Origin of the sequence: Brevundimonas sp. (assembly GCF_036963785.1) — a bacterium.
Taxonomy (GTDB): domain Bacteria; phylum Pseudomonadota; class Alphaproteobacteria; order Caulobacterales; family Caulobacteraceae; genus Brevundimonas.
This window is the reverse complement of record NZ_JBALUS010000009.1, coordinates 32,965-56,549: the sequence shown is the minus strand read 5'-3', so window position 1 is coordinate 56,549 and position 23,585 is coordinate 32,965. Positions and strand designations below refer to the sequence as shown.

Sequence of the window (23,585 nt, the reverse complement as noted above, 5' to 3'; positions counted from 1 at the left end):
TCTCCGCTGCCCAGATGCAAGGGCCAGGCGCAGGAGGCCCCGCATGACCCGACCCATCGAACTCTGGTACTGGCCGACGCCGAACGGCTGGAAGGTCTCGATCGCGCTGGAAGAGATGGGCCTGCCCTATGAGCTCAAGCCGGTGAACATCGGGCGGGGCGAACAGTTCGAGCCCGCCTTCCAGGCCATCAGCCCGAACGGTCGCATGCCGGCCATCATCGATCCGGAAGGTCCGGACGGCCAGCCGCTGTCCATCTTCGAATCCGGGGCCATCCTTCAGTATCTGGGGCTCAAGTCCGGGCAATTCTATCCGCAGGACGTCCGCACCCGCACCGAGATCGACCAGTGGCTGTTCTGGCAGATGGGCGGCCTTGGCCCCATGGCCGGCCAGACGCACCACTTCCGCCAGTACGCCCCGGCCATGATCAAGGACCAGCGCCAGATCGCCTATGGCGTCCGCCGTTATACCGACGAAACCCACCGTCTCTATGGTGTGCTGGATCGCCGCCTGGCCGACCGCGAGTTTGTAGCCGGCGACTATTCCATTGCCGACATGGCCATCTGGCCGTGGATCCTGCCGGCGCCGCAGGGGCAGGACCTGGGCGAGTTCCCGAACCTCGCCGCCTGGATGGAACGGGTGGATGAGCGCCCTGCGGTCAAGGCCGGCCGGGCGGTCGGCGACGCCCTGCGCTCCAATCTTGGGGCCACAGGCAAGGATGCGGAAGAAGCCCGCAAGCTGTTGTTCGGCCAGCGCGCCCGACGCACATAACCCGCAGGGGCATCCGTAAACCGCGTCTGAACAACCGATTTACGCCAAGTAAATACAGTAACTTGCGTTCATGACTTGGTGACACAAAAGTCGTCACCGGCCCCTCTGCTGTTAACGCTAACTTCAATCCGCGGCTGTTTTATCCAGACCATCGGCGGGCCAGAAAGGCCTTGGCTGGAGGAACTGGTGATGATGGCGCAAGAACTCGCGCAAGACGCTGAAACGGGCGGCCTGCCGCTGCCCACCCCGGACATGGACGGCGACGCCCTGTTCAAACTGGGCCTGATGTATTCAGCCGGGCAGGGGGGCTGTCCCCTCGACCGGGTCTCGGCCCACATGATCTTCAACCTGGCGGCCATGAAGGGCTCGATCGAGGCGCGCGACTATCGCCGCGAGATGTCGATGGAGATGGACCGCGAGGAAATCAGCGAGGCCCAGCGCGCGGCCCGCCGCTGGATCGACGCCGGCACGGTGACGCTGGCCGCCTAGAACTGCTGATACTGCCCGTTGATCGTATAGTTGAAACCGATGGGCAGGGCATTGCGGATCTGGGTGAAGAAGTTGGCCAGCTCACCCAGATTGGATCGCGGCACGAACAGGACATCGCCCCGTCGCAGCGCGACAATCTCGCCCCGGCGCGGCCTGAGATCCAGAACCCGCATCATGCGTGTGCTGCCCGGCCCCCGACGGATCAGGGCCACCTGCGCCGGCTTGGCGGTCGGCAGATATCCCCCCGCCTGAATGATCGCCTGATAGGCATCGATGTCGCCCGCCATATCATAGACGCCGGGCGTACGGACTTCACCATCGACCCAGACCTTGAGCGGCCCGGCCTGTCTCAGCGTCACCTCGACGACAGGGCGCACCAGCTGGGTGGACAGCGCGGCGCTGACATCCGATTCCAGTTCGAACAGGGTGCGGTCCGCCGCCATCACCTGGCCGATCAGGGGCAGGGACACCCGGCCATCCGGCCCGACCCGGAGCGTGCGGGTCAGCTCCGGCGCCGTCGGGGTCGCAACCTCGATCTCATCGCCGGGATAAAGGACGTATTCCGGCTCGGCGTCTGTCCAGTCGGCAAAGGGAATGTCGGGGAACGCCCCGGGCGCGGTCGCCGCGTCGACCCGGCCGTATCCGGGCGAGGGCATACGCCCGCCGTTGCCGCCACAGGCCGACAGACCCAGCGCCACGCCCAGCAGAAGCAGGTGTCTGCGATCGACCGTCATTCGGGCTTACCTCGACTCATTCTGACCATGGCCCCCGCACTGTCGGTGAACGTGGGTAACCGATGGTTAACGCGCGGGGTCGAGGATCATGCTGACCCGACCGACAGGATTCTCCCCCCGTATGCGTTCCACCGCCTACACCTCTGCCAGACCCCGGTACGACCTGGCGGACATCGTCGGGCTGTTGTTCCGTCAGATCGGCGTCATGCTGCTGGTGTTTCTGGTGATCGCGGTGCTCGGCACCCTGGCGGTGATGACCCTGCAAAAGACCTATACGGCCGAGGCGCGAATCTTTGCCGGCGTCGGCCAGGAATATGTCTATCAGCCCCGCGTCGGCGTCACGGAACGGGGGCAGGCGCCCGAGGGCGATCTCGTCACCAATGCGGAGTCCACGATCCTGAACAGCAATCAGGTCAAGCAGCGCGTGATCCAGTCCCTCGGCCCCGCTGCCATCCTCGGCGACAAGGCCAGCGGCAGCCGGGCGGTTCAGGAAGCCCAGGCCATGAAGGCGCTCGAAGGCGGTCTTGCCGTCGGCGTCGCCCCGGGCAGCCCGATTATTGCCGTCGGCTATGAAAGCTCGGATCCGGCCCGCTCGGCCACCGTGCTGAATGCGATCATCGATGCCTATCTGTCCTATCGCCGCGAACTGTTCACCGATCGCTCGACCGACGCCAATCTGGCCCAGCAGCAGGCGTTCGAGGACGACCTGGCCCAGGCCGATGCCGAATATCAGGCCTTCCTGCGCTCCAACGACATCGGCGACTTCGCGGCGGCCAAGGCCGGCTATGCCACCAGCTACCAGACGGTCTATGCCGACCGGCTGGCGACCCAGGCCCTGCTGAGGCAGACCGACCGGCGCCTGCAGACGCTTGAGGCGCAACTGGCCCGCACCCCGCCCGAGGTCGCCCTGTCGCAGGACCTCAACGTCTCGGCCCAGGATCAGATTCTTCAGGCCCGCAACGAGCGCGAGGCCCTGCTGGCGCGCTACCTGCCGGATTCCCAACCGGTCCGCGACATCGAGGCCCGCATTGCCCAGCTGGAGGCCTATGTCGCCTCGGGCGGCGGTGTCGGCGTCAAGGAGGTGCGCACCGGCCCGAACCCCATCTGGACCGAGCTGGAGACCACCCGGATCACCGTCCAGGCCGAACGTGACTCCCTTCAGGCCCGCCTGGCGACGCTCGACAGTCAGCTGGAGCAGATCAAGGCCCGCCAAAGCGAGCTGGTGCAGGTCGAATCGCAGAACGCCACCCTGTCCAGCGAACGCGAAGTGCTTTCGGCCAACATCCGCGAGTTCCAGCAGCGCGCTTCCCAAAGCCGCGCCGACAGTGCCCTGGTGCAGGCCGGTGCCGACAATGTCACCGTGATCGAACGGGCCACCGCGCCCACGACCGGCAAGAGCCTGAAGCTGCCCCTGCTGGCGCTTGTCATCCTCTTCGCCGGATTTACCGCCCTGTGCGTCGGGTTGGCCCGCATCTTTTCGCGGCGGGATTTCGCGACCGCCGAGGTGGTGGGGCGCACCCTCGACATGCCGGTTCTGGCGGTCGCGCCAATGAAGGCTCGATGAGTGCGCGGGCGTGCTAGCCTCCACGGCGTAGTGGCGCGTGTGATTGCGATTCGATGATCGACCTGACAACCGAAATGGCAGAGTTGTGGGCCGCCCTTGGGCCGGGCCGCCGGCATCGCGGCCGGGTGATCCTGTTCGTCTCGGCGCTGGCGGGTGAGGGGACCTCGACCGTCGCGCGGGAATACGCCCGCCTCGCCGCCGTGCGCGCCCGCCGCCCCGTCTGGCTGATCGACGCCGATCTCGGCCAGCAGGGCCAGATGGAGGCCGTCGGTCACGACCCCGAGCGGTTTGGCCAGCTGGGACGCCCGGCCCAGGCGTCGCCCGACGGATCCAGCTTCTTCGCGATAAGCCCGCCGCTGGTTGGCCGGGATGGCCAGCCCGTGGCCCCCGCGCGTCTGCTGACGGCCCGTCCGGCTCTGGGCGGTCGCCTGTGGGTCACCCGCTTCAATCAGGAAATCCTGCGCTCGGGCCAGCGCGCCGAGGCCACCGACGACAGCCGCTACTGGGACGCTATCCGGGCCCACGCCGAAACCATCGTCATCGACGCGCCGTCCGCCGACCGCAGCGACCTGGCCCTGATCCTTGCCCCGCTGGTCGATGTGACGGTGCTGGTCGTTGCGGGTCAGGCGACCGAGGCTGCGGCCCCGGTGGCCCTGCGCGATGAGATCGAGGCCGTAGGCGGCAATATCGCCGGCGTGGTCGTCAACCGCTCCACCTACCGAGCGCCCCAGCTGCTGCGCCGCCGGTCCGCCTAGGTCGCGGCACGATCCAGTCGCTGCAGTTCCGAGGCGCCGTAAAAGCGTGGCTCCAGCCCCGGCATCCACAGTATCTTGCCCAATCCCCGCGCCGCCCGATCCAGCGCACGGGCGCGACCGGGCCGCCGCAGCAGGGTCAGCGGCAGGGCGATCAGGCCCCAGCCCGCCAGTTGCACCGCACCGACTGCCATCCACTTGACCACCCCGGCCACGTCCCGCCTGGCCCAGGCCGCCTGCGCAGGGCTCTGGCCATAGGCGAAGGCGCGCGACAGGGTATAGGCCAGATTGGCCCGGTGAGCCGGGGCGACCTCGTCCACCCAGGCGGCGGCGGACCAGCCATATCGGCCCCCTCTCGCGCTCAGGGCGGCGAACAGGGCATCGTCCTCACCGCCCGACTGGTCCCAGCGCACCTCGAACGGCGCCGGGCCGGGCAGGGCGGTCGCCCGCACCATCAGGCTGTTGCCGCAGCCGAAGGGGTGATCGATCAGGGCGTCGGCGTCCGGACCGGCACGCCCGAAGAACGCTTCCAGATACGGGCGCACGTCTGCCGCGGCCCCGGGCGCGCGGCCCCGGATCGGTCCGAACACGACATCCGCCCCGGTGCTCGACTGGCTGGCCAGAAGGGCCGCCAGCCAGCCGGGCGAGGCAATCTCGTCATCGTCCAGAAAGGCGATCAGCTCGGCATCGGTCGCCGCCAGCCCGGTGTTCCGCGCCGAGGCCACCCCGACCGTCGGCTCGTGCACATAGATGACCGGAAAGGACCGTCCCTGAAAGCGTTCGGCCACCGCGCGCGCACTGGGTTCGCGGTCATTGTCGACGACCACGATCTCGCCCAGCCGGTCGGCAACCCCCTGCTGCGCCATCAGCGAGGCGAGCGCCTCCGCCAGCCCCTCGGGGCGTCTCAGTGTGGGGACAACGACAGCCACCCGGCGCATCACACTGCCTCGGCATAAAGGGCGGCGCGATACAGGCGCAGGGCAAAGGCCCGGCTGGCGACCGGCAACCCGTCCCGCAACGCCCACGCCCGGGCAAGTCCGCGCAGCACCCTTCGCCCGGGCAGGCGCCGGATCTTCTGCGCCGCACGATAGCTGGGATAGGTGGCGATGATATCCGGATGTCGCGCGATCACCCGGGCAAAATTCCCGGCCGATTGCTCATATTTCCGCATCAGACTTTCGACCGTATCCAGCCCCATATGGGTCGCGGGAATATCGAAATGCAGGACCGGATGGGCGCGCGAGACCCGCATGGCCCATTCCACATCCTCCCACCCCCAGCCGGTGAAGCCGGGGTCAAAGGCCTCGCTCTCGAACACATCGCGCCGGACCAGCAGGTTCGATGTGTAGACGTATTTCTCCGGGGTCAGGCGCCGCACCTCGACCGGCAAGCACTCCGACCGGTCGGCCAGAGCCCGGTGCACGGCGAACTGCGCGTCCGTCGGCGCCTGCAGCAACGAAAAGCCGCCGAACGCCACCGCCGGGTCCTCCCGCCGGACCAGCGCCAGCCAGGCCTGCAGGAAATCCGGCCTGTCGGGTCGCATGTCGCTGTCGAGGAACAGCCAGGTCCGGCCCCGCGCGGCGGTCGCCAGCCGGTTGCGCCCCTGCGCCCGCCCCTCATTGGCCGTCAGGGTGATCAGGCGCACGGGCAGCCGGGCCGCCCCCACCTGTCGCATCAGGGCGGCGGTCAGGTCCGCGTCGCCCGTCCCGTCGTCCAGCACCACCAGTTCGACGGCGCCGCCCAGCGCCGCAGCCTCGTCGTCCAGCCGGCCCAGCAGGGCACCCGGATCATCCCGCAGAAACGGGATCAGCACCGACAGGGTCGGCCGGGCCGCCCCATAGGCCGGGCTGTCGCTCATCCTGGCGCGGCTCATGCCGGGGCTCCCCGTGCTTTCAGCCGCCGATAGCGCTCCACCAGCACATCGCGGACATCCGCGGCATTGAGGGTGATGGCGACCAGCCCGTAGACGGCGGCCCCCACCCCCGCATCCAGCATCAGCTCAACAAAGCCGCCCGGCGAGGGCAGGGCCATGACCACGGCGGCCATCGCCACCGAGGCGACGCCGATCCGGATAAGGCTGTCGACCGGAATGGGCAGGGCCACGACCCGTCGTCCGATCAGGATGACCGAGGCCAGCCCCAGCCCGAGGCTGGCGGCGGTGGCCCAGGCGGCCCCCATCACCCCGTGCACCGGGATAAGGATCAGGTTCAGCACCACATTGGCCAGCGCCGGGATGGCCATGGTCACGAACAACAGGCTGGTGCGCTTGCCCAGCGTGAACGCCTGTCCGAAGTAATAGCTGGACAGGCCGGACATCAGGGCCGCGAAGGCGATCCAGGGCGTGATGGCCGCAGCCGCGCCGCGCAGATCCTCGCCGATCATGAACTCCGCCATGGGCCGCGCCACCAGCGCCAGTCCGACCGCCGCGGGAATGCCGATCAGCACGAAGGTCGAGGCCTGCTCGCGCGCCGCCTCCTTCAGTCCCGAGAGACCGTGCCGTTCCAGCGCCATGACCAGTGCCGGCCCGCCCGCTGCCCCCAGCCAGATGAACAGCACATCCAGCGTCCGGTTCGCGAGGCTGTAGGCCGCGTGGTAGGCGCCGGTCGCGGCCTCATCCAGAAACACGGCTAACAGGATCCGGTCGGTGGAGCTGAGCACCAGGGTCAGTGTCAGCGACACGGCGATCGGATAGCCATAGCGGGCGTACGACAGCAGACGCTGCGGATCGGCCCGGCCGCCGCGCGCAAACTTCAGCTCCGCCGGCAGCACGAAGGGCAGCAACACCAGCGGCGCCAGCCCCAGCCCGATCAGGGGGGAGGCCGCACCGGCCCCCAGCAGGGCGAAGACGACGCCAAAGCCCAGCCCGCCGACGCTGGTAAAGATGTCCATCCAGGCGGATTTCGCGACCTCGCCCGAGGCGCGGTAGCGCTCCTGCACCAGTCGGGCGAGGCAGCGGATCGGCACACCCGCGACGCCGGCCGCCACCGCGATGCGGAACGCCATGTCCATCGGCCACAGCCAGATCGCCAGCCCCATGACCGGCAGGAAGATCAGCGTCAGGGCAAAGGTCGCCTGATAGAGGCCGGCGAAATGGTCGGCCAGCGACGGCCCCTGGCTTTCGGCCGCCCAGAAGCGGGCCATGGCCGCCTCGACCCAGGTGAACACCGCCACATGGGTCAGGCTGAACACGGCATAGGCAACAGCGTAGCGCCCGAAGTCATCGGGACTGAGCAGGCGCGTGAACAGCACCAGCGTCAGAAAGCCGACCAGCCCCTGGACGATATTGGCGGGCAGATAGCCCCAGACCCCGCGCCAGAACATCAGGACCCGCCGATCACCGGACGGCCAGCCGGTCGCCCAGCAGCACGGGCACGGTGACGATCATGATCCAGAGGTCCATCCAGAAGGACTGCCGCTCGACATATTCGACATCCAGCTGCACCCGGCGCCGGACGTCCTGGGCTGTGTGCAGGGGACCGCGCGACCCCTTGATGGCGGCCCAGCCGGTCATGCCGGGCTTGATCCGGTGGCGGTGGGCATAGTCAGCGACCAGTCGCGCGGACTCGACCTGGCCGGTCTTCATGCCGATCGCATGGGGGCGGGGACCGACCAGGCTCATCTCGCCCTTCAGCACGTTCAGCAGTTGCGGCAGCTCGTCCAGACTGGTCGAGCGCAGAACCTTGCCCAGCCGCGTGATGCGGTCGTCGTCGTGGGTCACCTGACGGCTGGCGGTGGCGTCGGCGGCTTCCTGTTTCATCGTGCGGAATTTCCAGACCACGATCTCCTCATGATTGAAGCCGTGGCGCCGCTGGCGAAAGAAGGCCGGTCCGCGGCTGTCCATCTTCACCAGCACGGCAATGACCGCCATGACCGGCATCAGCAGGATCAGGGCGATGCCGCCGATAATCATGTCCTGCAGCCGCTTGTTGAAGGCCCGGCGATCGTCATCGACCGGGCCGTTCAGACGGGCGAGGCGTGTGCGCGCGAGGCGCTCCATGGCCGCCGCGCGCAGCTTTCCGTCCGCCGAATCGACCAGCAGGCTGACCGGATTGGGCAGGGCGCCCAGGCGACGGGTCAGGTCGCGCACCCGTTCCTCGGCCTTCGGGTCGATGGCCAGCACCACCCGGTCGACATAGGGCAGGATGCGGTGCGACATCAGCGCCTCGCTGTCACCCAGAACAGGCACCCCCTCGACGGCCTTGGGGGACCGCGCCATGCGGTCGTCAAACACGCCGATGATGTTGAGGTCGCGCCGCTGCATCGCTTCACGGATCATGGTTTCGGCATGTCTGGTGGCTCCGACCAGCACCACATTGGGGGTCAGGGCGCCCGTCGTCCGCATGCGCCGGATCAGCTCCAGCCAGCACAGGTGAAGGCCGTACAGGCTGACAAGCATCAGGGCGGGCCAGACCAGCCACAGCGTATAGTTGGTGCCGCCCAGAGCCAGTCCGGTGGCAACCGCCCCCAGGCCACCGGCGATGACCAGTGCGCCGACGGTCCCCAGATGGATGATGCCCGAGGTGTCGCGCCCAAAGCGGTAGATGTCGATGGACCGCATCAGGCCCAGGGTGACGACGGCACCCAGAATGACCGGCAGCACATCGCCGACGCTCGCCTTGCCCAGACCCTCCGGTGTCAGGAGGAACAGGCTGAGCAGGGTGACGATCGTCACCACCAGCCCGTCGATGGCATGAAAATAGTGAACCGACAGGCGCGCCCGTGCCCGTTCCCGGGCATTCAGCCACACCCCGGGCCGGAACGGGCCCCGCTTGTGGGCGGCCGTCTCGTCCACCGACGCGTCGTCCGACAGCGATGCGCGCGCCAAAGCCTGCAGGCCTGCGGCATCCAGCTCGCTTGTCGAACCGGTGACGTCATCGGCAAGGGCATTGGCGAGCGGGCTTGGCATGGGGCAGGGCGGCTTCCTGTCGACGATGGCCCACACCACACCACACGCGGCTGACTGTCCCGTTAACGCATATGCGCTTTCACCATCGAACAGCCTGTTGCGCACCCGCGCCGGCTCGGCTATCGACGGCGCCTGCCGGAGACGTGGCCGAGTGGCTGAAGGCAACGGTTTGCTAAATCGTCGTACCCTGTAAGGGGTACCGAGGGTTCGAATCCCTCCGTCTCCGCCAGATCCCCCTAAAGACCCCGCAAATCAGGGGCATAAGCCGCCCCCAGGGGGCAATGTGTGGCATGGGTTCGTGGTAACTTCCCCCGCTTGTTCCCGCGCACTTTTTTGTCCCGCCACTCGTCTTGAATGTTTACGGTGTCGGCTTGGACGAGGGGGGAAACATGGACGACTATCTTCAACAGCTTCGTGAAGAGTTGGAATCGACCCGCAAGAGCATCTGGTTCTGGTCGCAACCGAACGCGAGGATTGGCGCGCAGAGAGCCGGAGAAGAGTTCCGAGACTACACAGCGCAGCATATTGAGAGCCTCAAACGGAGCGAGGACGAATATGTGAAGCTCATCGCCGATATCGAGGGCGGCACACTTTGACGCCGTCCGTGTATTGAACAGATGGGGGCGTGATGGGTCGCAAATCGCAATCAGGACAGCTCGTTCCTAACGAGTGGCGAGCCGTCATCAATCCATGGGTTCAGGATGGCGACCTTGCCCGCCTTTTGATTCTTCGTGCCTCGATACTGTGGAGTTACAGCCATATCGAGCAAAAGCTGACTGACGTGGCGATCCGGTGTTCGCATTCACCGGAGTATCGAGATCTTCGGGAGAAGCCTCCGTTCAGCAGCGGCGCCCGCATTAGCTACCTTCGAAAAGTCCTCGAAACCGATGGCCCCTTGTCCGGATATGCGACACTCGGCAAGGCGGTTCTAGATCGATACGACAAGAGCCGCGTAATCCGTAATCGGATGGCTCACGCAGATATGGAGGTTCTCCCGCGATGGGCGATTGTCTTCAATGAGATCGTTATCGACGGTGGCGAGATCACCATCCATAGGACAAATTACTGGCCGGGAGATTTAGAGATGCTTGCGGTGAAAGCGGCGCGGTTTAGCCAAGCCGTTCAGCGTCTACATTACGCCTTGTTCGCAAACGATCCGATCTCGTCTCGCGACGTCGAACCCTAGTTTGGAATGTCGAGCCAGCCGCGCGCATTGAGACGAATCGGAATCCCCCGCTCCTTCAAATGGGAGACGAGGCTAGGGTGATACTCCAGCACGATCCCGTCGTGATTGCCGTTTATGCAGGTCCAGCAGAAGTTTGTTTCCCAGCCTCGAACATGCTTCCCGTCATAGATGCCGTCACCGAAGCGAAACGGCTGGCGACAAAGGAAGCAGTCGATAAAGACCGCATTCTCGTCATCCCGGCGAGGCGAGTATTTTGTCGGCATGGGGAAAGACGACCGTGATTTGAGCCTGAAGGCAACGGCTATTGGAGACCGACAGAGGGGGGAGAGAATGGGGCACCTCCCGGCTCCTGCCCCAAGCTCAGATAGACCGCCCCATGCTTCCGATAGACGCTGCTGAAGACGGGCGTCCCGTCGTGTCGCTTCGCTCTAACTTCGCCGAGCGGGCAGCTGGTGGATGGCAAGGCTAGCTTCCTAAGTAGCAGCGAGAATCTTCGATTTCATCTCTTGGAACTCGGCATCGCTAATGATGCCGTCGTCCAGTAACGTCTTGGCGCGTTGGATTTCATCCATCATGCGGTTGCCAGCCGGAGCAGCAGGCGCAGTCGCTTGGGTTGCCCCGGTGTGCACCACAACGCCACCGGCGGCGGCCCGGACCTCTTCCATCGCCCGAACCCTTCGCTTCTCTTCCCAAGCTTGTTCTTCGGATTGAGCGCGCGAGTAGATTTCAGAGGCCACGTCGCTACGAATACCGTCCACGCCCATCCAGCCAGCGCCCATATTGAAGTGCTGGAACTGAAGGTTGGAACCGCAAATCGACTCCATGACGTTTTGCTCTAGCTTCGCATCCTTCAAGTCTTTCCACTGAATGTCGGACATTTTGAACCCGCCGATGAGGCCCCGGGTAATGACGATTATCCGGCTGTTGGTGATCGCGACCGTCTTGCGGCGCGACCAAAGGGCGAAGACCCGATGCTGAATCGCTTGAGCAACGAGCTGCTCGTCTTTCATCAGCGTGGTTTGGACGATCTTCGCTGCCTTTTCCGCCCGTGCCTGAGCGCCTGCGTAGGTGCAGAAGAGAAGGATCGCGAGTGGGATCGTTCCGATAAACGCCGTGAACACGACCGCAGCGGTCCAAAACACGAAAAACCAAATAGCGTTGAAAATGCCCTTCACGCCGGTGTCCCCCTAGTGCGAGCCGATTCCCGCCTCAATAGAGTTTCCTAACATAGGCAACGCCAACTTGGGATTGCCCGACGAGTTTGGCCGCGACCCTACCTCCTACCTCTTGCCAGCCTTGCGGAAACAGGCGAGCAGGGCGTGTGCCCGATTATGCCTGTGTCGACTTTCTCCTGCGGTCCGAGATTCCGCTCCCCGAGCTGATCGAGGTCGGGGCGGCAGCAGGGCGTGACGTCGTGGACATACGACGGGGCGCGGTGGCTGCCACCGGGGAAGGCCCTGTGGAGCGGGATGGCGACACCGCAGTCCTCAGTCTTCCCGGTGTCGCCCGGTTTCGGGTCGAAGGCGGCCGGTCCATCACCGTGGATATCGACGCGGGGTGCTCCGAGAGAAATCTGCGCCTGTTTCTTCTGGGCTCGGCGCTGGGCATCCTGGTTCACCAGAGGGGCCTGTTCCCGCTGCACGCCAATGCGGTGGTGATCGGCGGCGTCGCCGTGGCCTTCACGGGACACTCCGGTGCGGGCAAGTCGACTCTGGCCGCCTGGTTTTCGGCGGCCGGACATACGGTGCTCACCGACGATGTCTGCATCATCGGTCTTGATTCCGCCGGACGACCGATCGTCTATCCGGGGCTTCCCCGCGTAAAGCTGTGGGCCGACGCGGCCGAATTGCATGGCCATGACATCGCCGGGCTTGAGCGCATCCACGACGACATGGACAAATATCAGCTGGGCTTGCCCTCCGACCCCGATCAGGCCCCTGTGCCGCTCGCTGCAGTCATCCGCCTGGGCCGGGAGGGCGCACAGCAGGGCGGCCTGCACCGGCTGCGCGGTCGTGCGGCGGTGCAATTGCTGATGTCCGAAACCTATCGGCCCCAGCTGGTCTCCGTCCTGGGCCGTCAGGAAGCGCATTTCGGCCATTGCGTTTCGGTGGCGGCCAGGGTTGCCGTTCTCGAGTGGACGCGCCAATGGGGGCACGAGGTCTTTGAAGCCGAGGTCGAGCGGCTGATTCGCCACCTCGGCGAGGCGCAGATTCTGGGTGTGGGGCATGAGCTATGAGTGATCAGGAATTCCGGGACGAGGACCGGATCGTGGCGTCCACGGATTTACTGACCACGCGGGTTGACGGCGAGGTCATGGCCATGAGCGTGGAGCGCGGGGCCTGCTACGGCCTTGACCCGATCGGCTCGCGCATCTGGGAGCTGGTCGAAACGCCGGTCACCGTGGGCGATCTGGTCGTCCGCCTGACCCGCGAATACGAGGTGGATGCCGCAGTCTGCAGGACCGACGTTTGTGCCCTTCTGTCCAGCATGGAATCCGAGGGGATGATCCGGCGTGTCTGAGGCGGATCACCCGCGGGGCGGCGGGGCGACGAGGCTCGCGCTATGGTGGAAGTCCGTTGACAGTGGCGGCGGATATGGCAGGCTTCCCTGAGGGTTCTGAGGAAACTGAGTCTAATGCGTGATCCGATCGACGACCAATGCGACCTTCCGGGCCAGGACGACACGTCGGGCCGCAAGACCTGGCGGGCGCCCTCGCTGCTCCGACTGGATGCAGAATGCGCCTCGAGCAACCCGACGGCAGGGGTGGATGCTACCGGCTCGGCGTCCTGATCCCGTCTGACAGTCTGGCGCTCCGGGGGAATGCGGTTGGCCTGTGACGGTGCCTGTCGTATCCACTCCCTGACTTCGGAATGGCCTTGCGCTGTTCGCTTATCGGGCTGACTGACTCGCCATGACTCCGGGAAACGAGACGCAATGACGGCGCTTGCGGGCGTATGGCGTCTGGACGGGACTGCTGCCGCCGAATCGTGCCGGTCCATGAACATGGCCCAGGCTCTCTACGGTCCCGATGGTGAGGGCTTCTGGGACGGCGGCGACATCGCCTTCGGCCTGCGCCGGTTCGATTGTCTGGATGAAGACCGTTTTGACACCCCACCCCTGACCAGCGGCTGCGGACGCTATCATCTGGTTGCCGATGTGCGTCTCGATGACCGGGACGGGCTGTCGGCCGCGCTGGGTCTTGATCCCGCCCGCGCTGCGCACAGTTCCGACACGCGGCTGCTCCTGGCCGCATGGGAGCGCTGGCAGACAGGACTTTTCGATCATGTCTACGGCGACTACGCCTTTGCCGTCTGGGATGCGCACGACCGCCAATTGACGCTGGCGCGCGATGCCCTCGGCGCCAAGCCGCTGCACTATCATCGTCAGGACGGACTGTTCGCCTTCGCCTCCATGGCCAAGGGCCTGCACACCCTGGCGGATGTCCCGATCGGGCCGAATCTGTCTCGCGTGACCGAACTTCTGGCCCTGCTCCCGGAAGGGGGCCCCGAGACCTGGTTCCAGGACATCTATCGGGTCCAGCCGGGTGAATATGTCCGGGTGGATGAGACGGGTCAGTCTGTTCACCGCCACTGGAACCCCAGCCGGTCCATGCCGGTCCCTGAAACCTTTGAGGCGCAGGTCGAGGGGCTGCGCCAGCACCTGGATCGGGCGGTTCAGTCGCGGCTGAGAGGCGCCGGCCGTCGCGTCGGCAGCCATCTCAGTGCCGGCCTCGACAGTTCGGCAGTGGCAGCCACCGCCGCGCGGTTGATGGCGGAGCGCGGCGGCCGGGTCACAGCCTTCACGTCTTCCCCGCGGGCGGGCTTCGTCCTCCCCGGCACGCCCGGCCAGGTCGAGGACGAGACCGAACTGGCGGCGGCGACGGCGGCGCTCTACCCGAATATGGACCATGTGGTGCTGCGCAATGATGGGCGCGACCTGACGGCCGGACTTGATCGTGGCTTTCACCTGTCCGAGCGCCCGGCCCTCAACATCTGCAATGCGCGCTGGATGGATCATATCCATGAGGAGGCACGGCGACTTGACCTGAATGTCCTGCTCGTCGGCGCGATGGGCAATATGACCTTCAGCTTTGACGGCAAGACCCTGCCCGGCGAACTGCTCAAGAAAGGGGATCTGGTCGGATTTTTGCGCCAGGGCCATACCCTTTCGCGTGAGAAGCGGATGAACTGGAAGGGTTACCTGGCCCAGGGGCTGGGGCCCTGGATGCCGACGGCGCTCTGGCGGCTCGCCAACCGGCTTCGCGGTCGCATCGCCGTTCTCGGCGACTATTCGGCCGTAAAGGAGAGCGCTGTCCTCGCCTATGATCTGGCGGGGCGCGCCCGGCAAAGCGGCCACGACCTGGAATACCGCTCCGAAGCGGATGCCTTTGCCCAGCGCCTGCGCATTCTGCGGCGGGTGGATTTTGGCAACTATGCCAAGGGCGTGACAGGGGGCTGGGGGATCGATGTCCGCGACCCCACATCGGACCGGCGTCTGGTCGAATACTGCCTGGCCCTTCCGACCGAGGCCTATCTGAATGACGGTCTGCCCCGTCGTCTGGCCCGTCTGGGGCTGACCGACCGGCTCCCGGCCGTGGTTCTTGAAGAGCGTCGCAAAGGCTACCAGGCTGCCGACTGGTTCGAGAATGTGCAGACGTCGCGCGAATCCCTGCTTCAGGAGGTCCGCCGCCTGCGCCATGTCGACGGGGTCGCGGAAGTTCTGGACCTGGATCGGCTCGAGACCCTTCTGCAATCCATGCCGGAGAAGGACTGGACCAACCGCGAGACGATGCGCCACTACCGGTTGCTGGTCTTGCGAGGCGTGTCTGCCGGCCATTTCATGCGCAAGGCGACCCGCACCAATGCCTGATCTCCCCGTGCTGTCCGTCCGATGAAAAAGCCCCTCGCTTTTGTCAGGGATCTGGCAGGCTACATCGGTGGCCGTGCTCTGGGGCTTTTCGCCCTGGTGGCACTTGGCGCGCTGCTGGATGGCTTCGGCCTGCTCCTGCTGGTTCCGCTGCTGGGGACACTCTTTGCGGAGAGTGCGAGCCAGACGGGCCCGCTCGGCCTGCTGCTGAATCTGTGGCCCGAGATGCAAGGGGCCTCAAGGCTGATCGTGGTGCTGGGCCTGTTCGGTCTTGTCATGGCCCTGCGCGCCCTGATCCTGTGGCAGCGCGACCTGCGCATGGGCGCGCTGCAGGTGGGATATCTGGAGAGCAAGAGGTCGAGGCTCGCCCGCGCCCTCGCCGACAGTCGGTGGGAAGCGCTGAATCGACTCGGGCATGGACGCGTGACCCACCTGATGAGCGGGGACATTCAACGGTGTGCGTCCGGTGTGCACTTCCTGTTGCAGGGCGGGGTCGCCGTCATTCTGGTGGTCATTCAGGCCGGCGTGGCCCTCGCCCTTGCGCCCCAGCTGGCCGTTATCGCTCTGATGTCGATGGGGCTGGGTGCCCTTGTCATGGGCCGCTGGCTGGGGGCCACTCGCGATATCGGCGCCCGGGTGACGAACTCGAATATGCGGCTGATGGTCGAGCTGGGGCGGTTTCTGGGCGGGCTCAAGGCGGCCATGAGCCAGAACCTGCATTCTGCCTTTGTCGCGGCATTTGAACGGGATCTGGGCATCGCCGCCCACCAGCAGATCGCCTTCATCAATCGCCAGGCGGCCATGAGGGTCATGTGGAGTCTGCTGGGCGCCGCTGTCGCCTCGATCTCCCTGTTGCTCGGGTTCCTGGTCCTCGACTATCCCCCGGCCGTCATGCTGACGCTGCTGGTTGTGCTGGCGCGGATTGCCGGACCCGCCATGCAGATTCAATCTGGCCTCCAGCAGGTCGCCTATGCTCTTCCGGCCTGGGAAGCGGTTCAGACTACGCTGGATGACCTGGCCCACGACGCCCGCACCGTCGTCAGCCCCCGCTCGAATGCGGCCCCTTTGCGCGGTCCTGTCCGGCTGGAAGACGTCACCTATCTGCACGAAGGCGCGACGGACGGGCGCGGCGTCCGTGCCCTGTCCCTGACGCTTCAGCCCGGAGAATTTGTCGCCATTACCGGCTCGTCCGGGGCCGGCAAGACGACCTTTGCGGATCTCATGGCCGGGCTGCTCCAGCCGCAGCAGGGGCGCATCACGGTCGGCGACCAGACCCTTGACGCGCAAACGGTTTCCGCCTGGCGGGACCGCCTGGCCTATGTCACCCAGGACCCGCTTCTGTTCAACGACACCATCCGCGCCAATCTGCTCTGGGGCGGCGTCGAGGCCGACGAAGCCGGAATCGCCAAGGCGCTTGCCGCGACCGGGGCAGACCGCGTCGTCGCCCGACTGTCTCTCGGACTGCAGAGTGTCGTGGGCGAGGACGGCGCCATGGTCTCGGGCGGAGAGCGTCAGCGCCTGGCCCTGTCCCGGGCCTTGCTGCGGCAGCCCGATGTCCTGGTGCTGGACGAGGCAACGGCGGCCCTCGATGCCGACAGCGAGGACGCCGTCCTGAAGGCGCTGGCCGAACTCGATCCCAGACCGCTGATCCTGATGATCTCGCACCGGGCGGAAAGCCTTTCCGTGTGCAGCCGCCGGGTGGCTTTCGACGAGGGACGTCTGATCGACGACCGCCCGCTATGAGGGCGGGCGAAGCCCTGCCATTGCCGTTGGCCCTTCACGTCGTGGCCAATTGCTGCCGTCCGGACGATGACGCCGGCCGCAGTGCGAGCCTCCGGGCAATCGTTGCCAGTCCCGCCCTCGACATAGACCGCTTGATCCAGACGGTGGCGCGACACCGGGTGGCGCCCCAGGTGCATCGGGCCCTGACGGAGGCGGGCGTGCGCCTGCCGCCCGAAACGGCCGCGCGGCTCGCGCAGATGGCCGGGAAGGCCGCTCGCCGCAGTCTGAACCTGGCCAAGGAAAGCCTGTCCCTTCAGTCCGTCTTTGATCGGGCCGGGCTGGACGCAACCTTCGTCAAGGGCACGGCGCTGGCCCTCCTTATGCACCGCGACGTGGGCATGAAGGACTCCTGGGACATCGATCTCCTCGTGCGCCCGGACCAGATCGATGCCGCCTGCGATCTCCTGATCGGGGAGGGCTATATCCTCAACTACCCCGCAGACCTTGCGCCCGACGCCTTCAAGCGCTTCCAGCAGGTTGCCAAGGAATGCGTGTTCTTCCATCCGGCGCGGAACATCTATCTCGAACTTCACTGGAAGCTCGTCGATAATCCGCATGAGCTATCCGGCCTGGATCTGCGCCAGACCCAGACCGTGGCTCTGGGATCCGGCACGTTGCGGACGCTCGCCGATCCCGAACTGTTCGCCTATCTGTGTGTGCATGGCACCCGTCACAGCTGGTCACGGCTGAAATGGATCGCCGACGTCGCCGCCTTTCTGAAGGGGCGCAGTCGCGACGAAATCGTCCGCCTGCGGGATCAGGCAGTGGCCATGGGTGCCGGTCGCGCGCCCGACGTGGCGCTGGCGCTCTGTCAAAGTCTGTTTGGCCGCCCCCTCGCGACGGCACAGCTGGATGCCGCCGGCCGCTACCTCGTGCGTGCCGCTCACGCCAGCCTGACCCACGGTGGGGGCGTGACCGAGATCGCGGCCTACAGCAAGCCGTGGCGCATGACCTCGATCGGTCGCCATCTGATCGGCACGACGCCCAGGGCCTTCCTGGCCGAACTGGAGAGCAACTGGGCCGGGGACTATGATCGCGTTCATATCCCCCTGCCGCAGGGGCTGGGCTTTCTCTACGTCGTCATCCGCGTTCCGCTGTGGCTGTGGCGCAAGGCGCGGCGTCTCGTGGCGCGGGGGCGCGCATGAGGCTGCGTGACGTTCCCATTCTGACAGAGGCCGTCCTCCTTCTGGGACTGGCGGCCTTCTGCCTCGCCTTCGTGCCCTTCCGTTATGTGGCCAAGCACGGGGTCCGGACCGGCGGACGGCCGGCGCGGACCCGTGACGAGATCATGCCCGTCCGACGCGCGGTGCGGCGCGCCGCCCGGAATGTGCCCTGGCGGGCCCTGTGTTTCGAACAGGGGCTGGCGGCCCATGCCATGCTGCGGCGGCGGGGGATCTCCAGCGTGCTCCACTATGGTGTTGCGCGCGAAGGGGATCAGCAGCGAGAGCTGAAGGCCCACGTCTGGGTGACCTCGGGTGACCAGATGGTCGTGGGCGGCGAGGTGGCCGGACAGTTCACCGAACTGGCCCGCTTTTCAGGGACGGCGTAAGCAGGACGTCGAAGGAGCCGAGTCGGCGGGGCGGGGATGAGCGAGAACCAGACCGAAGCCAGCGCCGACTTGCCACGTCTGATCTTTCAGGGTCGCGATCCCCTGCGCTTTGCCGGCATGATCCGGGCGCTTCAGGCACCGGATCGGCATTGGTCAGAGACCTGCCTGACGCATCCGTTCGTCGAGGCATCCGTCGGCCGCCGTCGCATGGTCATGGTGACCGATCCGCCGGTCGTGACCGAAGTGCTGCTGAACCGGCAGGGGCAGTTCCCCCGGTCCCGCCTTCACGACCGGATCCTGGGCAGCAGCTTTGGTGACACCCTGCTGCAGGGGGAAGAGATGGACTGGCCCGAATGGCGTCAGGCCTTTCTCAGCCCGATTCACGGCACCAATGAACGCACCACGATCGACCGGGTGACCCTTGCCTGCGCCCATGCCCTGTCCGGGTGGGACGAAGGCCCGGTTGATCTGTTCCGGACCGCGCGACACCTGACAATGCAGGCCCTGTGGCGGGCCTTCTTTTGCGACGAGGAACGGGCGCGGCACAGCGACCCTCTGCTGGTCGAGGCCGCGGACGCCATGGATCGTCTGGCCTATGCCCCGCTGCGTGACCAGATCGAATGTCTGCGTCCGCTCAGTGCCCGCGCGGTCGAAGTGCGGGCCGAGGATTTCGGCGAGCCCTACCGGATGCTCAACACCGCCCTGCTGTTCCTGCACGCCGGGCACGACAATGCCACCGCCACCCTGACATGGGCGCTCTGGCTGCTGGCGAAACACCCGAACATCCAGGACCGTCTGCGCCATGAATGGGCCGTGGGGCCCGGCCCGGACGACCCCGCGCGCGATCTGCGATCCTGTCCCCTGACCAGCGCCGTGATCCACGAGACCTTGCGGCTCTATCCGCCCATTCCCCAGATCCTGCGGGACGTGACGGTCGACCTCCCGGTCGGCGATCAGGTTTTGGACAAGGACTTCACGGCCGTTCTCGGCATCTACGCGATGCACCGCAACCGGCGCCTGTGGGACCGCCCCGATGCCTTCCGCCCTGATCGCTTCATGGGCAAGGATCTCAGCGCCCACCGTCGGCTGTGGCTGCCGTTCGGGGCCGGGCCCAGAGGCTGCGTCGGCACGTCCTTCGCCTTCATGGTCCTCAGCCGGGCCATCGGCCATGTGGTCAGCGGCTACCGCCTGCTACCGAATCCCGGCCAGGACCTGACCTGCTGGATCGACTTCGCGCTCAGGCCGGACGGTCGTGCGCCGATCCGGGTCACGCCGCACCGCGACGACGCGCGGTCCTGACCGGGCATGAGCTTTCACAGCCTCGACTATCTGCTGTTTCTGCCGCTCGTGGTGGTGCTGTATTTCTTCACCCCCCAGCGGTGGCGGTGGGTCGTCCTGCTCGCGCTGAGCAATCTGTTCTACGCGGCCTGGCGCTGGGATTTCCTGTGGCTGCTGTGGGTTTCGACCCTGATCGACTATGTCGTCGGGCAGATGCTGCCCCGCGTGCAGCCGGGCTGGCGACGCAAGGCCCTGCTGGCCGTCAGCCTGTGCGGCAATCTGGGGCTGTTGTTCACCTTCAAATATTTCGCCCTGGTCGCCAATACCGGCCTGACGCTGTTCCACGGCGGCGACAGTCAGGCGTTCGAGCCGATCAGCCTGCTGCTGCCGCTCGGCATATCCTTCTACACCTTCCAGACGCTCGGATATGTGATCGACGTCTATCGCGGCCGGAAAGAACCGGAGCGCCACCTCGGCTATTTCGCCGTCTACGTCATGTATTTCCCCCAGTTGCTGGCGGGCCCGATCGAGCGGCCGGGCACCCTCTTGCCCCAGTTCCGTCAGCACAAGGTGTTCGAGGTCGGACGGGCGGCCGCCGGCGGGGCGCTGATGCTGGTCGGCTACTTCAAGAAGCTGGTGATCGCCGACCGGCTGGCGGACATCGTGCCGCCGGTGCTGAATCAGCCGCTGGATCATTCCCCCCTGCTGGTGCTGACGGCCGCCGTCGGGGAGATCTATCGCTACTACGCCGACCTGTCCGGCTATGCCGACATCGCCATCGGTTCCAGCCTCATTCTGGGCATTCAGCTGACGCGGAACTTTGACCGTCCGCTGGCCTCGGTCTCGGTGGCCGAGTTCTGGCGACGCTGGCACATCACCGTCTCCACCTGGTTCCGCGACTATGTCTATCTGCCGATCGCCCGGGAAGGCGGGCGCAGTCGGGGGCGCCGGGATGACAAGGCCATCCGCCGGGCGCTGGCGACCCTGCTGACCATAGCCATCGTCGCCCTGTGGCACGGCGCAGCCTGGACCTGGCTGGCGGCCGGGGTGATCGCGGGTCTGGTGATGATCGGTGAGGGCATCGTCCGTCGCAGCCGTCGGGCGGTGGCCGTCTCGCATGGTCTGTCGCGCACCCTCGGTCTGCCGCGCGGGGTCGAGGTCGGCCTTCAGGACAGTCTGAACCGGCTGGTCCTCTGGAGCTTCCTGATCCTGCTGGGCTCCATGGTGGCCACGCCCAGCTGGCAACTGGCGATCCAGGCCTGGGGCCGGATGGCCGAGCTCCCCGCCTGGGCCATACAGGACCCCGGTGCCCTGCTGTCGGGCTTCAGCATCATGCCGCGCTATCTGGTGATCGCCATCGTTGCCCTCGAGATCTTCCAGTGGTTCGATTGCCGCCGGTCCGTGTTTGAACGGCTGAAGGCGCGCGGCCCGGTCGTCGCCTGGGGCTTCTACTACGCCCTGATCGCGGTCATTCTCATGTTCGGGACCTTCGACAAGCCCGGCTTCCTCTATTTCAACTTCTGACGGGGATCCGATGCGCCGCCTGATCCTGTTCCTCGTCCTGGCCGTGGCTCTGGTCGCCGGGCTCAACATTGTGTCGCGCGTGTTCGACGACGGCCGTCAGATCGACGCCATGAACGCCTTGCTGCACGACACCTCGGGCAAGGACGCCATCATCGTCGGCAGTTCCGTCGGCGGCGCGATCCGGTTCGACACCCTGTGCCTTGACGGCGCCGACTTCTTCTTTGTCCTGCAGGATGTGTTCGAGACCGAGGCCATGGTCGAGCTGGTGCTCAGTCGTCCCGATCCGCCCCGCACGTGGTTCCTGGCCCTCAGCCCGGGCGCGACCTTCTACAACAACGCCATCCCCGCGTCGGGCCGGAGCCATAACCGGCGTATCACCTATCGCTTCCTGTTCGACAACGGCCGCCATGGGCTGATCGACGGGGACTGGCGTCAGTACGCCGTGACCCGGGTCTCGCCCGCGCTCGGCTATCAGGACTGGCGCAAGCGCTTTCAGCAGATGCTGGTGACGGTCGGCCTTCGCTCACCCGCCAAACCGATCGACACCCTGATCTGGCGCCTTGATGGCACCCTGGACCCGGCGCTGGAAGCCAGCCTGGCCGACGGTCAGGTGTCGGATCGCATGTCCGACGTCAACGCCATCGCCTACTATGACCCGGGCGTGTCGGAGCGCGCCGCCCAGGCGATCACCGACATCCACGCGCACATCCGCGCGGCCGGCGGACAGCTCTACATCATCGTGCCCCCCGCCTCGCCACAGATGCAGGCAGCCACCCGCCGGCACATGGGCGCCGAACTTCAGACACTGTGGCAATCCCTGGATCGGATCGAGGGGCAGGGGGCCGTCGTCATCAATGCCTGGCGCAACCCGGCGCGGCTCTATCCGGCCGAGCTGTTCGTCGATCCCAATCACATGAACCCCGAAGGCGCGCGCCTCTTCTCCAGGGATATCGCCGCCCGTCTCAAGTCCCGCGGTCAGGCGGAAGCGACAACATGCTCCGGCTGAATTCCGTCGCCAACTCCCCAGCGGTTGCAAGGCATGGTAGCGTCAGGCGTCCGACCGTGGGTCGGCGAGGGAGGCCGTGTGTCGAGTGATCGCAGAGCCAGACTGATCCGGCTGTCGGCCCTCCTGCAGGGCGCGCCGCATCTGGCACCGTCCTATGAGGAGGCCAAGCGGGTTGTGCGGGCCTTCCGCAAACCGGCCTTCTATGAGGTCGCCACGCGCTGCAACCTGTTCTGCGAGGGCTGCTACTATTTCTCGGATGATTTCAAACCGATCGAGAGCGTTGAGGACATCAGCACCTGGGATCGTTTCTTCGCCGCCGAGGCGGAACGCGGCGTCACCATGGCCTATTTTGTCGGCGCCGAACCGGCCCTGCATCAGGACCGCCTGATCGCCGCCAGCAAGTATTTCCCCTATGGCAATGTCGGCACCAACGGCACGGTCCGGATCGACCCGGCGGTGCCCTACCGCATCGGCGTGTCCGTCTGGGGTGTCGATGCTGACACCGATGCCGACCTGCGCGGCGGCCGCTCATTTCACAAGGCCATCCGCAACTATGCCGGCGATCCCCGTGCCATCCTTCTCTACACCCTGACGAAGACCAACCTGGGCGATGCTCGCCGCCTGGCCGAGATCGGCCGCGACAACGGCCTGCCCGTCACCTTCAACATGTATTCGCCGACCCACACCTATCTGCGCAAGCTGACGGAGGGGGAGGGGAATGACCGGCAGTTCTTCCGAATCTCAAACCCCGACAGCAATCTGCTTTGGGACGACGACAGCCTGGCCCGGGTCCGGCGGACCATGGACGACCTGATCGACGCCTTTCCGGAAACCGTTGTCTACTCCAAGGCCTACAACGCCTGGGCGACCCAGTCGGGGCCCCTCTATGACATTGACCCCGAGACCGGCATCGCCCGCGACTGCCATTCGCGGATGATCGGCCAGATGCGCTACTTCAAGACCGACCTGCAGCAAGGTCAGGAAAAGTGCGGCACCTCTGACGCCGTCTGTTCGGAATGCCGGATGTACAGCGGCGGCTGGTCGTCCAAGTTTGAGCCGCGCGACGCCGATCTGGTCAGCGAGGCCTCGCTGGCCGACTGGCTGGAGATGATCGCCACCCTGGGCCGCATCTTCCTGATCGAACGGGACGCCTCCCGCCAAGCCACCCTAGCCGCCTGAC

The 23,585-nt window shown here is 66.1% G+C and carries 23 protein-coding genes and 1 tRNA gene; 17 read left to right on the top strand and 7 right to left on the bottom strand.

The window, feature by feature from the left end; all coding sequences use genetic code 11:
- The first annotated feature begins 43 nt into the window (after positions 1-43).
- Complete coding sequence (locus V7672_RS14850) at positions 44-769, top strand: glutathione S-transferase N-terminal domain-containing protein (protein WP_335625346.1); 726 nt, start codon at positions 44-46, stop codon at positions 767-769.
- A gap of 189 nt (positions 770-958) precedes the next feature.
- Positions 959-1,258, top strand: coding sequence for a sel1 repeat family protein (locus V7672_RS14845; RefSeq protein WP_292157577.1), 300 nt, complete (start codon positions 959-961; stop codon positions 1,256-1,258).
- On the opposite strand, the gene V7672_RS14840 is transcribed toward V7672_RS14845, so the two are convergent.
- Positions 1,255-1,992 carry a polysaccharide biosynthesis/export family protein gene (locus V7672_RS14840; protein WP_335625345.1) on the bottom strand — a complete coding sequence of 246 codons (738 nt, stop codon included), beginning with the start codon at positions 1,990-1,992 and terminating at the stop codon, positions 1,255-1,257. The genes V7672_RS14845 and V7672_RS14840 overlap by 4 nt on opposite strands.
- Before the next feature lie 121 nt (positions 1,993-2,113).
- Here V7672_RS14840 and V7672_RS14835 point away from each other — a divergent pair, with 121 nt between their 5' ends.
- Together V7672_RS14835 and V7672_RS14830 are read left to right on the top strand one after the other, a co-directional pair.
- Entirely contained in the window at positions 2,114-3,556 is a 1,443-nt protein-coding gene (locus V7672_RS14835) for a GumC family protein (protein ID WP_335625344.1), read from the top strand.
- 53 nt (positions 3,557-3,609) lie between these two features.
- On the top strand, positions 3,610-4,311 hold the full coding sequence (locus tag V7672_RS14830; RefSeq protein WP_335625343.1) for a hfsB: 702 nt from the start codon (positions 3,610-3,612) through the stop codon (positions 4,309-4,311).
- Here V7672_RS14830 and V7672_RS14825 read toward each other — a convergent pair.
- Genes V7672_RS14825 through V7672_RS14810 form a run of 4 tightly spaced genes read right to left on the bottom strand, consistent with a single transcriptional unit; the run spans position 4,308 to position 9,214 of the window.
- Complete coding sequence (locus V7672_RS14825; protein ID WP_335625342.1) at positions 4,308-5,246, bottom strand: glycosyltransferase family 2 protein; 939 nt, start codon at positions 5,244-5,246, stop codon at positions 4,308-4,310. The two genes, V7672_RS14830 and V7672_RS14825, sit on opposite strands and share 4 nt — an antisense overlap.
- Entirely contained in the window at positions 5,246-6,181 is a 936-nt protein-coding gene (locus V7672_RS14820; protein WP_335625341.1) for a glycosyltransferase family 2 protein, read from the bottom strand. The genes V7672_RS14825 and V7672_RS14820 overlap by 1 nt, the downstream gene beginning before the upstream one ends.
- Positions 6,178-7,629 carry a lipopolysaccharide biosynthesis protein gene (locus V7672_RS14815; protein ID WP_335625340.1) on the bottom strand — a complete coding sequence of 484 codons (1,452 nt, stop codon included), beginning with the start codon at positions 7,627-7,629 and terminating at the stop codon, positions 6,178-6,180. The genes V7672_RS14820 and V7672_RS14815 overlap by 4 nt, the downstream gene beginning before the upstream one ends.
- Before the next feature lie 13 nt (positions 7,630-7,642).
- Positions 7,643-9,214 (bottom strand): exopolysaccharide biosynthesis polyprenyl glycosylphosphotransferase, encoded by a 1,572-nt coding sequence (locus tag V7672_RS14810; protein WP_335625339.1) that lies wholly within the window; start codon positions 9,212-9,214, stop codon positions 7,643-7,645.
- 137 nt (positions 9,215-9,351) lie between these two features.
- Between V7672_RS14810 and V7672_RS14805 the strand changes: the two genes are divergently transcribed.
- From V7672_RS14805 to V7672_RS14795, 3 genes are all read left to right on the top strand, one after another.
- Positions 9,352-9,443 (top strand) — tRNA-Ser (locus tag V7672_RS14805).
- A 160-nt stretch (positions 9,444-9,603) separates the two neighbouring features.
- On the top strand, positions 9,604-9,810 hold the full coding sequence (locus V7672_RS14800) for a hypothetical protein (protein ID WP_335625338.1): 207 nt from the start codon (positions 9,604-9,606) through the stop codon (positions 9,808-9,810).
- Positions 9,811-9,839: 29 nt separating this feature from the next.
- Positions 9,840-10,400, top strand: a complete 561-nt coding sequence (locus V7672_RS14795; protein WP_335625337.1) for a hypothetical protein — start codon at positions 9,840-9,842, stop codon at positions 10,398-10,400.
- On the opposite strand, the gene V7672_RS14790 is transcribed toward V7672_RS14795, so the two are convergent.
- Positions 10,397-10,663: a hypothetical protein gene (locus V7672_RS14790; protein WP_335625336.1), complete on the bottom strand. Its 267-nt coding sequence runs from the start codon at positions 10,661-10,663 to the stop codon at positions 10,397-10,399. The genes V7672_RS14795 and V7672_RS14790 overlap by 4 nt on opposite strands.
- Before the next feature lie 210 nt (positions 10,664-10,873).
- On the bottom strand, positions 10,874-11,575 hold the full coding sequence (locus tag V7672_RS14785; RefSeq protein WP_335625335.1) for an SHOCT domain-containing protein: 702 nt from the start codon (positions 11,573-11,575) through the stop codon (positions 10,874-10,876).
- 146 nt (positions 11,576-11,721) lie between these two features.
- On the opposite strand from V7672_RS14785, the gene V7672_RS14780 reads away from it, so the two are divergent.
- The 10 genes from V7672_RS14780 (at position 11,722) to V7672_RS14735 (ending at position 23,584) form a co-directional block, all read left to right on the top strand.
- Positions 11,722-12,636, top strand: a complete 915-nt coding sequence (locus V7672_RS14780) for a hypothetical protein (protein WP_335625334.1) — start codon at positions 11,722-11,724, stop codon at positions 12,634-12,636.
- Positions 12,633-12,920, top strand: a complete 288-nt coding sequence (locus V7672_RS14775) for a PqqD family peptide modification chaperone (protein ID WP_335625333.1) — start codon at positions 12,633-12,635, stop codon at positions 12,918-12,920. Before V7672_RS14780 ends, V7672_RS14775 begins: the two co-directional genes overlap by 4 nt.
- Positions 12,921-13,334: 414 nt before the next feature.
- Complete coding sequence (locus V7672_RS14770; RefSeq protein ID WP_335625332.1) at positions 13,335-15,269, top strand: asparagine synthetase B family protein; 1,935 nt, start codon at positions 13,335-13,337, stop codon at positions 15,267-15,269.
- Between the two features lie 21 nt (positions 15,270-15,290).
- A complete protein-coding gene (locus V7672_RS14765; RefSeq protein ID WP_335625331.1) occupies positions 15,291-17,009 on the top strand; it encodes an ABC transporter ATP-binding protein in 1,719 nt (572 codons plus the stop codon).
- Positions 17,006-18,193, top strand: a complete 1,188-nt coding sequence (locus V7672_RS14760) for a nucleotidyltransferase domain-containing protein (protein WP_335625330.1) — start codon at positions 17,006-17,008, stop codon at positions 18,191-18,193. The genes V7672_RS14765 and V7672_RS14760 overlap by 4 nt, the downstream gene beginning before the upstream one ends.
- Complete coding sequence (locus tag V7672_RS14755) at positions 18,190-18,597, top strand: lasso peptide biosynthesis B2 protein (protein WP_335625329.1); 408 nt, start codon at positions 18,190-18,192, stop codon at positions 18,595-18,597. The genes V7672_RS14760 and V7672_RS14755 overlap by 4 nt, the downstream gene beginning before the upstream one ends.
- Before the next feature lie 36 nt (positions 18,598-18,633).
- Entirely contained in the window at positions 18,634-19,896 is a 1,263-nt protein-coding gene (locus V7672_RS14750) for a cytochrome P450 (protein WP_335625328.1), read from the top strand.
- Positions 19,897-19,902: 6 nt separating this feature from the next.
- Positions 19,903-21,399 carry an MBOAT family O-acyltransferase gene (locus V7672_RS14745; protein WP_335625327.1) on the top strand — a complete coding sequence of 499 codons (1,497 nt, stop codon included), beginning with the start codon at positions 19,903-19,905 and terminating at the stop codon, positions 21,397-21,399.
- 10 nt (positions 21,400-21,409) lie between these two features.
- Positions 21,410-22,405 (top strand): hypothetical protein, encoded by a 996-nt coding sequence (locus V7672_RS14740; RefSeq protein ID WP_335625326.1) that lies wholly within the window; start codon positions 21,410-21,412, stop codon positions 22,403-22,405.
- 78 nt (positions 22,406-22,483) lie between these two features.
- A complete protein-coding gene (locus V7672_RS14735) occupies positions 22,484-23,584 on the top strand; it encodes a radical SAM protein (protein ID WP_335625325.1) in 1,101 nt (366 codons plus the stop codon).
- Position 23,585 lies beyond the last annotated feature (1 nt).

What these genes read in the sequence shown, in the direction of transcription:
- V7672_RS14820 (WP_335625341.1), bottom strand. Translation starts at nt 6,181, where the DNA reads ATGAGCCGCGCCAGGATGAGCGACAGCCCGGCCTATGGGGCGGCCCGG.
- V7672_RS14745 (WP_335625327.1), top strand. Translation starts at nt 19,903, where the DNA reads ATGAGCTTTCACAGCCTCGACTATCTGCTGTTTCTGCCGCTCGTGGTG.
- V7672_RS14830 (WP_335625343.1), top strand. Translation starts at nt 3,610, where the DNA reads ATGATCGACCTGACAACCGAAATGGCAGAGTTGTGGGCCGCCCTTGGG.
- V7672_RS14835 (WP_335625344.1), top strand. Translation starts at nt 2,114, where the DNA reads ATGCGTTCCACCGCCTACACCTCTGCCAGACCCCGGTACGACCTGGCG.
- V7672_RS14750 (WP_335625328.1), top strand. Translation starts at nt 18,634, where the DNA reads ATGAGCGAGAACCAGACCGAAGCCAGCGCCGACTTGCCACGTCTGATC.
- V7672_RS14810 (WP_335625339.1), bottom strand. Translation starts at nt 9,214, where the DNA reads ATGCCAAGCCCGCTCGCCAATGCCCTTGCCGATGACGTCACCGGTTCG.
- V7672_RS14825 (WP_335625342.1), bottom strand. Translation starts at nt 5,246, where the DNA reads ATGCGCCGGGTGGCTGTCGTTGTCCCCACACTGAGACGCCCCGAGGGG.
- V7672_RS14790 (WP_335625336.1), bottom strand. Translation starts at nt 10,663, where the DNA reads ATGCCGACAAAATACTCGCCTCGCCGGGATGACGAGAATGCGGTCTTT.
- V7672_RS14845 (WP_292157577.1), top strand. Translation starts at nt 959, where the DNA reads ATGATGGCGCAAGAACTCGCGCAAGACGCTGAAACGGGCGGCCTGCCG.
- V7672_RS14755 (WP_335625329.1), top strand. Translation starts at nt 18,190, where the DNA reads ATGAGGCTGCGTGACGTTCCCATTCTGACAGAGGCCGTCCTCCTTCTG.
- V7672_RS14800 (WP_335625338.1), top strand. Translation starts at nt 9,604, where the DNA reads ATGGACGACTATCTTCAACAGCTTCGTGAAGAGTTGGAATCGACCCGC.
- V7672_RS14765 (WP_335625331.1), top strand. Translation starts at nt 15,291, where the DNA reads ATGAAAAAGCCCCTCGCTTTTGTCAGGGATCTGGCAGGCTACATCGGT.
- V7672_RS14775 (WP_335625333.1), top strand. Translation starts at nt 12,633, where the DNA reads ATGAGTGATCAGGAATTCCGGGACGAGGACCGGATCGTGGCGTCCACG.
- V7672_RS14740 (WP_335625326.1), top strand. Translation starts at nt 21,410, where the DNA reads ATGCGCCGCCTGATCCTGTTCCTCGTCCTGGCCGTGGCTCTGGTCGCC.
- V7672_RS14760 (WP_335625330.1), top strand. Translation starts at nt 17,006, where the DNA reads ATGAGGGCGGGCGAAGCCCTGCCATTGCCGTTGGCCCTTCACGTCGTG.
- V7672_RS14850 (WP_335625346.1), top strand. Translation starts at nt 44, where the DNA reads ATGACCCGACCCATCGAACTCTGGTACTGGCCGACGCCGAACGGCTGG.
- V7672_RS14770 (WP_335625332.1), top strand. Translation starts at nt 13,335, where the DNA reads ATGACGGCGCTTGCGGGCGTATGGCGTCTGGACGGGACTGCTGCCGCC.
- V7672_RS14840 (WP_335625345.1), bottom strand. Translation starts at nt 1,992, where the DNA reads ATGACGGTCGATCGCAGACACCTGCTTCTGCTGGGCGTGGCGCTGGGT.
- V7672_RS14815 (WP_335625340.1), bottom strand. Translation starts at nt 7,629, where the DNA reads ATGTTCTGGCGCGGGGTCTGGGGCTATCTGCCCGCCAATATCGTCCAG.